The 8,254-nt window shown below is 70.9% G+C and carries 8 protein-coding genes; 5 read left to right on the top strand and 3 right to left on the bottom strand.

Annotated elements, in window-relative coordinates; genetic code table 11:
* The coding region (locus ACNFOC_RS46320) for an HAD-IA family hydrolase (protein ID WP_416965009.1) at positions 1-545 on the bottom strand (545 nt) is incomplete at its 3' end.
* A 222-nt stretch (positions 546-767) separates the two neighbouring features.
* A complete protein-coding gene (locus ACNFOC_RS46315; RefSeq protein ID WP_416965008.1) occupies positions 768-1,349 on the bottom strand; it encodes a TMEM165/GDT1 family protein in 582 nt (193 codons plus the stop codon).
* Between the two features lie 397 nt (positions 1,350-1,746).
* Here ACNFOC_RS46315 and ACNFOC_RS46310 point away from each other — a divergent pair, with 397 nt between their 5' ends.
* The 4 genes from ACNFOC_RS46310 (at position 1,747) to ACNFOC_RS46295 (ending at position 6,689) form a co-directional block, all read left to right on the top strand.
* Entirely contained in the window at positions 1,747-2,391 is a 645-nt protein-coding gene (locus ACNFOC_RS46310) for an HNH endonuclease family protein (protein ID WP_416965007.1), read from the top strand.
* Positions 2,392-2,479: 88 nt separating this feature from the next.
* Positions 2,480-4,108 carry an alkaline phosphatase D family protein gene (locus ACNFOC_RS46305; protein ID WP_416965006.1) on the top strand — a complete coding sequence of 543 codons (1,629 nt, stop codon included), beginning with the start codon at positions 2,480-2,482 and terminating at the stop codon, positions 4,106-4,108.
* 98 nt (positions 4,109-4,206) lie between these two features.
* Entirely contained in the window at positions 4,207-6,129 is a 1,923-nt protein-coding gene (locus ACNFOC_RS46300; RefSeq protein WP_416965011.1) for an FAD/NAD(P)-binding protein, read from the top strand.
* A 98-nt stretch (positions 6,130-6,227) separates the two neighbouring features.
* On the top strand, positions 6,228-6,689 hold the full coding sequence (locus ACNFOC_RS46295) for a DoxX family protein (RefSeq protein ID WP_416965010.1): 462 nt from the start codon (positions 6,228-6,230) through the stop codon (positions 6,687-6,689).
* Positions 6,690-6,768: 79 nt separating this feature from the next.
* Here the strand turns inward: ACNFOC_RS46295 and ACNFOC_RS46290 are convergent, their stop codons facing one another.
* Positions 6,769-7,314: a superoxide dismutase family protein gene (locus ACNFOC_RS46290; RefSeq protein WP_416965005.1), complete on the bottom strand. Its 546-nt coding sequence runs from the start codon at positions 7,312-7,314 to the stop codon at positions 6,769-6,771.
* Between the two features lie 244 nt (positions 7,315-7,558).
* On the opposite strand from ACNFOC_RS46290, the gene ACNFOC_RS46285 reads away from it, so the two are divergent.
* A partial coding sequence (locus tag ACNFOC_RS46285) for a DedA family protein (RefSeq protein WP_416965004.1) occupies positions 7,559-8,254 on the top strand: 696 nt, incomplete at its 3' end.

The raw sequence follows: 8,254 nt of genomic DNA, 5'->3' as shown, positions 1-8,254 counted from the left end.
ACCCGCATCCCCGCGGAGCGCCCCGCAGCGATCCCCGCCCCGGAGTCCTCAAAGACAACACAATCCGCGGGCGCGACGCCCAGTTCGGCGGCGCCCTTCAGAAAGCCCTCCGGGTCAGGCTTGCTCGCACCGACGGACTCCGCAGTGATCCGGACCTCCGGCAACTCCAACCCCGCCGCCCCCATCCGCGCCGTGGACAGCGCGACGTCCGCCGACGTGACGAGCGCGTGCGGAAGACCCCGTAGGGACGCCAGGAATTCCGGCGCACCCGGGATCGGGACGACGCCCTCGACGTCGGCGGTCTCCTCGGCGAGCATGCGCGCGTTCTCGGCGTAGTTCTGTTCCATGGGCCGGCCGGGCAGCAGCAGCGCCATCGACGCGTACCCCTGCCGGCCGTGCACGACCTTCATGACCTCGTCCGCGTTCAGCCCGTGCCGGTCGGCCCAGTTCCGCCAGATCCGCTCGACGACGGCGTGCGAGTCGACGAGGGTGCCGTCCATGTCCAGCAGGAGGGCGCGGGCGGTGAGCACGGTGGTGGCCGTCATCGGCAGGCTCCAAGGAACGGGAGAGGTGTACGTCGGTCAACCTGGTCACCCCGGTCGACCCCCGGAGGGACAAGGTGGCCCCGCCCGCCGGTCAGGGAGAACGGACGGGAGCCACTTTGTTTCTCTACGGTACAAAACAGAACCGGCATCGCGCCACCACCCCCGGAACAGTTCATCCACCGTTCAGCTCACCCCGCCGAACCAAAGCCCCCATCAGCCCCCTCACCCGGCGACGGCCTCCCAAAGACTCCACGCCCCCAGCGCCAGCATCAGCACCGCCGCGACCTGCGTGATCAACTTCAACGGCACCCGCTTCATCAGCGCCTTCCCGCCCACGATGCCCAGCCCGGCCACCGCCCACAACGCCAGCACCGCACCGAGCCCGACGGAGAACGGATCGTCGTAGCGGGCCGCGAGGTTGGCCGTCATGATCTGGGTCAGGTCACCGAACTCGGCGACCAGGATGAGCATGAATCCGGCGCCGGAGACCTTCCAGAAGGACTGATCCTTGGGCCCCCGGACCTCCTCCTCGTCGTCACCCTTCTTGAAGAGGAGCACCGCGGCCCCGCCCAGGAAGAGCACACCGGTCACCGCGGCCACCAACTGCCGCGGCAGCAGCGTCAGTACGCTGCCCGCCGCCACCGCGAGCACGACATGGAGCAGGAACGCCGCGGCCACACCGGCGAAGACGTACGAGGCGCGGTAACGGGTGCCGAGGACGAGTCCGGCGAGCGCGGTCTTGTCGGGGAGTTCGGCGAGAAAGACGACGCCGAAGACGAGCGCCGTCACGCTGATGCTGATCAAGGTTCCTCAATCGGTCGGGGCTGCCCCACCGAGAGTGTGATTGCTGTCTGCGGACACCTCGGCACGGCAGCGCACACGAAAAACGACTAGTGCACTGCTTTACCGAAGGTCTCGCTGGCCGACCCATCCCCACCTGCGGGATGAACCTGCCTCCGGGCGCCGGCTCAGACGAGCTGAGCAGTATGTCGACGGTCCGGCGAAGAGCTACTCCCCTTCTGCGCCGTCCACTGTACGCGAGGACCGGCCCTGTCCACCCGTGAGGAAAGTCTCGCCGTACCCCTTGTTGTGTCATGAGCACGTCACTAGCTTCTTACCGGACGCACACCTTCCCGCAACACGGCACCGCGAGCATTTCCCCGCTCGCACTCCAACGCCCCCACACCACAAGGGAGTTCGTATGCCGAAGTTCTACGCGCGTCGACGGCTCAGCATACTCGCGGCACTCACCGGGCTCATAGCCTTCGCCGGACTCTTCAACGGTCCGGCCGCCTCCGCCGCCCTTCCCACCCCGGTCAGCGCCGCCACCGCCCGCACCTACCTCGCCTCACTCACCGTGGCCACCGAGGTCCGGACCGGCTACGACCGTGACCTGTTCCCCACCTGGATCACGATCAGCGGCACCTGCAACACCCGTGAGTACATCCTCAAGCGGGACGGTACGAACGTCGTCACCACCTCCGCCTGCGTGGCCACCAGCGGCAGTTGGTACTCGGTCTACGACGGTGCCACCTGGACCGCCGCCTCCGACGTCGACATCGACCACCTCGTCCCGCTGGCCGAGGCCTGGGACTCCGGCGCCCGGAACTGGACCACCGCCCAGCGCCAGGCCTTCGCCAACGACGTGACCCGTCCGCAGCTCATCGCCGTCACGGACAACGTCAACCAGTCCAAGGGCGACCAGGACCCAGCGACCTGGATGCCGTCCCTCACCTCGTACGCCTGCACGTACGTCCGTGCCTGGGTCCAGGTGAAGTACTACTACGACCTCTCGGTCGACACGGCCGAGAAGGCCAAGCTCACCTCGGTCCTCAGCGGCTGCTGAGCCCGCGACCAAGTGGTGATCCGCGGAACCTAGTCGCTGACCTCCGTCGTTCCGTACCGTACGGGGCGACGGAGGAAGGTGATCAACCGTGGCCGGACTGAGTCTTGGACCACTGCTTCGCTACGCCGACGGCTCGTCAGCGACCGTATGGGTCGAGGCGAGCCGTCCGTGCACCGCCGAGGTGCGCTGCGCGGACGGCGCCCGGGGCACCGCCCGGACCTTCCAAGTGGCGGGCCACCACTACGCGTTGGTGCCGGTGGAGGGCCTCACGCCGGGGACGTCGACGCTGTACGACGTGTTCCTCGACGGCACGCGCGTGTGGCCGCTGCCCGAATCGCCGTTCCCGCCGTCCGTGATCCACACCCCGGACGCCGACGGTACGGTCCGTGTCGCGTTCGGCTCCTGCCGCTGGGCCGCGCCGCCCGCCGACGACCACGACCCGGTGGGCCCGGACGCCCTGGACACGCTGGCCTCGCGCATCGCCCGCGACCCGAAGGCCGAACGGCCGGACGTGCTCCTCCTGTTGGGCGACCAGGTGTACGCCGACGAGGTCTCCGACGCGACCCGCCGCTGGCTCTCCGCGCGCCGCGATCTGAGCGAGCCGCCCGGCAGCGAGGTCGCGGACTACGAGGAGTACACGCGCCTCTATTACGAGTCCTGGCTCGACCCGGAGATCCGCTGGCTGCTGTCCACGGTGCCGAGTTGCATGATCTTCGACGACCACGACGTCATCGACGACTGGAACACCAGCGCCGCCTGGCTCGCCGACATGCGGGCCACCCCGTGGTGGCGCGAGCGGCTGCTGAGCGGGCTGATGTCGTACTGGGTGCATCAGCACCTGGGGAACCTCTCCCCCGCCGAACTCGCCGCCGATCCCCTCTACTTGGCGGTCCGCGACGCCCCCGACGGCACCGACGAGCTCCGCGCCTTCGCCTGCCGCGCCGACGCCGACCCGGCCACCGTCCGCTGGAGCTACCGGCGCGACTTCGGCCGGGTGCGCCTGCTGATGGTGGACAGCAGGGCGGCCCGCGTCCTCGACGAGCAGCACCGCGCGATGCTCGACCCCGGCGAGGCCGAGTGGCTGCGCACCGAGGCGCTGGCAGACCCAGGTTCCTACGACCACCTCCTCATCGGCACCTCGCTCCCCTGGCTGCTGCCCCACCTCATCCACGACGCCGAGTCCTGGGACGCGGCCCTGTCCCGGGGTGAACGGGGCGCCCGCTGGGCCGACTTCGGCGAGAAACTGCGCCGCGCGGCCGACCTGGAGCACTGGGCGGCGTTCCCGGAGTCCTTCGAGGAGCTGGCGGACCTGATCGCCGAGGTGGGGTCGGGAGACGGGGCGCCGGCATCGGTGCTCGTACTGTCGGGAGACGTACACCACGCGTACGTGGCGGAGCCCAAGTGGCGGACAGCCAGCCCGAGTTCCCGCGTCCTCCAGCTGACCTGCTCCCCCGTCCACAACTCGATCCCCTCCTACATACGCCTCGGTTTCCGTTTCGGCTGGAGCGCGGTCGCGCGCGGTCTGGGCCGCCGTCTCGCCCGGCACGGCCGTTGCCCGCACCCGTCCGTCACGTGGCGCAAGACGGGCGGCCCTTGGTTCGGCAACCAGATCATGACCCTTACCCTGCACGGTCGTTCGGCCCGGCTGCGGCTGGAGCAGGCACGGGCGGACGGGACGCTGAAGACCGTGGAGGAGTCCCCGCTGACACCCTCGTGATCTCGCTGGGGGCATGATGAGGCGGGCCGTCCGCTTTCCCGGTGGGCGGTCTGCTCCATCGCGCCCCCACACGCCCGGGAGTCACCCCTTTGTCCGCAGTGAACGCGCCCGACGGCGAACCGGCCCCCGTCCCGGCCGCCGTCTCGGTCGCCGTGGTCGGCGCCGGTCCGCGCGGTACGAGCGTCCTGGAACGCCTCTGCGCCTCCGCGCCTGAGCTCCTGCCGCCCGGCACCCGCCTCACCGTCCACGTCGTCGACCCGGCGCCCCCGGGCCCCGGCTGCGTGTGGCGCTCCGCGCAGTCGCCCGAGCTGCTGATGAACACCGTGGCCTCCCAGGTGACCCTCTTCACCGACGCCAGCGTGGACTGCTCGGGCCCGATCCGCCCCGGCCCGAGCCTGCACGAGTGGGCGCCCGCCGAACTGGGCCCGGACGACTACCCCACCCGCGCGCACTACGGCCGCTATCTGGAGTGGGTGTTCGCCCGCGCGGTCCGCGAGGCCCCCGAGTCCGTCCAGGTCGCGACACACAGGGCACGCGCGGTACGCCTCGACGACGCACCCGACGGCCATCAGGCCCTCACCCTCGACAACGGCCGTACCCTGTCCGCCCTTTCGGCCGTGGTCCTGGCGCAGGGCCACCTCCCGACGGCCCCGGACACCACCCAGCGCCGGCTCTGCTCCTACGCCGGCCGCCACGGCCTGCGCCACATCCCGCCCGCCAACCCGGCCGACGTCGACCTGTCCGTCGTACGGCCGGGCGAACCAGTCCTGTTGCGCGGTCTGGGCCTCAACTTCTTCGACCACACAGCCCTGTTGACGACGGGCAGGGGCGGCCGTTTCACCCGCACGGAGAACGGCGGCCTTCGCTACCTCCCCTCCGGCAACGAGCCCCGCCTGTACGCCGGTTCACGCCGAGGCATCCCGTACCAGGCCCGCGGCGACAACGCGAAGGGGCCGTACGGCCGCCACACCCCCCTCGTCCTCACCCCCGAGGCGATATCGGCCTTCCGCAAACGCGCCGACTCCGCCGAGCCGCCCGAATTCCTCACGGAGATATGGCCGTTGGTGGCGAAGGAGGTCGAGACGGTCTACTACACCGCGCTGCTACGGCCCTACCGGCACCCGGAGTTGACGGAATTCACCGAGCGCTTCCTCGCCGTACCGCACCGCGACCCCCAAGAGGCCCTGATACTCGACGAGTTCGGGATCCCGGACACCGACCGCTGGTGCTGGGACCGACTGTCCCGCCCGTATACGGAACGCGATCTCGCGCACCCGGTGGCCTGGCGGGACTGGCTGCTGTCGTATCTGCGCGAGGACGCCGAGCACGCGGCGCTCGGCAATGTGGACGGCCCGCTCAAGGCGGCCCTGGACGTGCTGCGCGATCTGCGCAACGAACTCCGGCTGGTCGTCGACCACGGGGGTCTGGCCGGCTCCTCCCGCCGTGACCACCTGGACCGTTGGTACACCCCGCTCAACGCGTTCCTGTCCATCGGCCCGCCCCGGCGCCGTATCGAGGAGCTGGCCGCGCTGGTGGAGGCGGGCGTGGTGGAGGTGCTCGGGCCGCGGCTGGAGGTGCGGGACGCGGACGGCGCCTGGGTGGCGCGCTCCCCCGGGATACCGGGCTCGGCGGTGCGTGTGACAACCCTCATAGAGGCCCGGCTGCCCGAACCGGACCTGCGCCGCACCGCCGACGAACTCCTCGGCCGACTGCTGCGGACGGGCCGGTGCCGGCCGCACACGGTGGATGGTTACGAAACGGGAGGACTCGACGTAACACCACGTCCGTACCGTCTGATCAACCGTCAAGGAGGCGTCCACGCAAGGCGGTTCGCGTTCGGGGTGCCCACGGAGGGCGTGCACTGGGTGACCGCGGCGGGTGCTCGTCCGGGCGTGGATTCGGTCACGCTTTCGGACGCCGACGCGGTGGCGAGAGCGGTTCTACGTGCGGCGACGGCCGATCCGGAACCGCAAACGGAAGCTGAACAGTGGCCGAATGTTGAACTTGCAAGCATAGATTAGGTTCACCTAACGTTGATCGCTCACTCGGCTCGTCCCCCAGACCGGTCCGCGACCCGGACCGGCCCGACCGAAGGAGCACCCCCCACATGACTCCCTCCCTGTCCGGGCGCCTCAACAGCGCCCAGCCGTACGCCGTCGGCCTGTTCCGCGTCGTCGTCGGCCTGCTCTTCGCCTGCCACGGAGCGGCCTCGCTCTTCGGCATCCTCGGCGGCGCCGCAGGCACCGACGGCGGCACCCTCGACGCGGGCACCTGGCCCGGCTGGTACGCGGCCGTGATCCAGTTCGTCGGCGGCACGTTCGTCCTGCTCGGCCTCGGCACCCGCGCGGCCGCGCTGATCACCTCGGGCTCGATGGCGTACGCGTACTTCAACGTCCACCAGCAGGCGGCCCTGTGGCCGATCCAGAACGGCGGCGAGGCCTCGGCGATGTTCTGCTGGGCCTTCCTGCTGCTGGTGTTCACGGGGTCCGGCGCGCTCGGCGTGGACCGGCTGTTCGTGAAGCGGTCCGCCACGGCGGCCGGTGAGCGGACGTCGGCCGATCAGACGCCGGTCACCGCCTGACCCCTACAGGCACATGCCCCTACAGGTACATGAAGGTGCCCTCCCCCTCTCGCACGGGGGAGGGCACCTTCATGTGACGTCAGGGAGCCCAGCCGAACGGCACCGTGAAGCAGGCGGCGCGGACTTTGCTGCCCGGCATGTCGTGGATCACGACCGAGGACGCCTCGCCCTGCCGGAAGCCCCAGTCGTGCCGGGCGCTCGCCTCGGCGGCGCCGTGCTCGTCGGCCGTGAAGTCCAGCCAGACCTCGTTGTCGGCGGTGACGTCGGCCGGGTCCGTGGACGGCTTGTGCTGGAAGTGCCCGCCCGCCGCGGCCGGGTCGGCGCCGCACGGCTTCTGGTGCACATGGACGGCGTACGCGTGCCCCGGCACCATCCCGTCGACCCGCAGCTTCACGGTCGTAGCACCACTCACCGCCGTGTGCTGACTCACCTGGATCCACGCGGCGGCGGGGACCACCTTGCCGTCGTACGTGACCGCCGCCGACGGCACGAAGGCGCCGACCGGCGCGAACCGCGCGTCCGTCCGCATCCAGTACCCGTCAGGGGCGCCGGAGCCTCCCGTACCACCCGTCCCGCTCGCCAGTAGGGCCGCGACGACGGCGCCCGCGCATATGCCTGCCACCATGATGTGTACCGTTCCTCACGTTCAGGTCCGCTTCGAACCCCTTTACGTTGCTACGGGATGCGGACCCGCCCCGCTCCCCGGGACGGGGCAGCCGGGTGAACACACTGTGCGGATCACACGTGCCCCCCGTGAATCTCCTGTCCCCACCCAGGCGTACGCTGTATGGCTGTCACTGGCCGCCCCTGCCGCTCCCTCGCGACGCTGCGGCAGGTCCGGCCCACGGGGGAGTTCACGGGGAGATGTGTTGTTCGAGAGTGTGGGGTCGCTGACCGGCAGCCCATGGATCTACGCCATGGTCGCCCTGTCCGTACTCCTTGATGTGTTCCTGCCGGTTCTGCCGAGCGGAGTCCTGGTCATCGCGGCCGCCACGGCGGCGGCAGCGGGCACCGGCGCGGCGGCCGACGCCGTTCCCGTCCCGCACGAGGTCCCCAGCATCCTGGCGCTGATCGCGTGCGCCGCCGGCGCGTCCGTACTGGGCGACCTGGTCGCGTACCGGCTGGCCTGGAGCGGCGGCGAACGCCTGGACCGCGCCATCTCCCGCTCCCGCCGCCTCACCACCGCGCAGGAACGTCTCGGCCAGGCCCTGGCCCGCGGCGGCGGAGCCCTGGTCATCCTGGCCCGCTTCGCCCCCGCCGGCCGCTCGGTCGTCTCCCTGGGCGCAGGCGCCGCCCACCGCCGCGCCCGCGACTTCCTCCCCTGGTCGGCCCTCGCGGGCCTGTCCTGGGCGGCGTACAGCGTGGCTCTCGGGTACTACGGGGCGCAGTGGCTGGGGGCCACGTGGCTGGCGACGGGGGTGTCGTTGGTCGCGTTGTTCGGGCCGGGACTTCTTCCATGCCCAGCAGCTGCGCGGTGCGGGAGACGACGAGGTCCTGCAACCGCTCCTCGGCGGCCTCCCCCGCCGAGGCGGGAAGAGCGCCAAGCAGGCGGCCGGCGGACGGGG

This window comes from Streptomyces colwelliae, from assembly GCF_048158785.1.
In the GTDB taxonomy this organism is placed as follows: domain Bacteria; phylum Actinomycetota; class Actinomycetes; order Streptomycetales; family Streptomycetaceae; genus Streptomyces.
The sequence above is the reverse complement of the archived record's forward strand: the minus strand, read 5'-3'. Positions and strand labels throughout refer to the sequence as shown.

Excerpts from the sequence above, each read along its gene's own strand:
- ACNFOC_RS46310 (WP_416965007.1), top strand. The coding sequence starts at position 1,747 with ATGCCGAAGTTCTACGCGCGTCGACGGCTCAGCATACTCGCGGCACTC.
- ACNFOC_RS46290 (WP_416965005.1), bottom strand. The coding sequence starts at position 7,314 with ATGGTGGCAGGCATATGCGCGGGCGCCGTCGTCGCGGCCCTACTGGCG.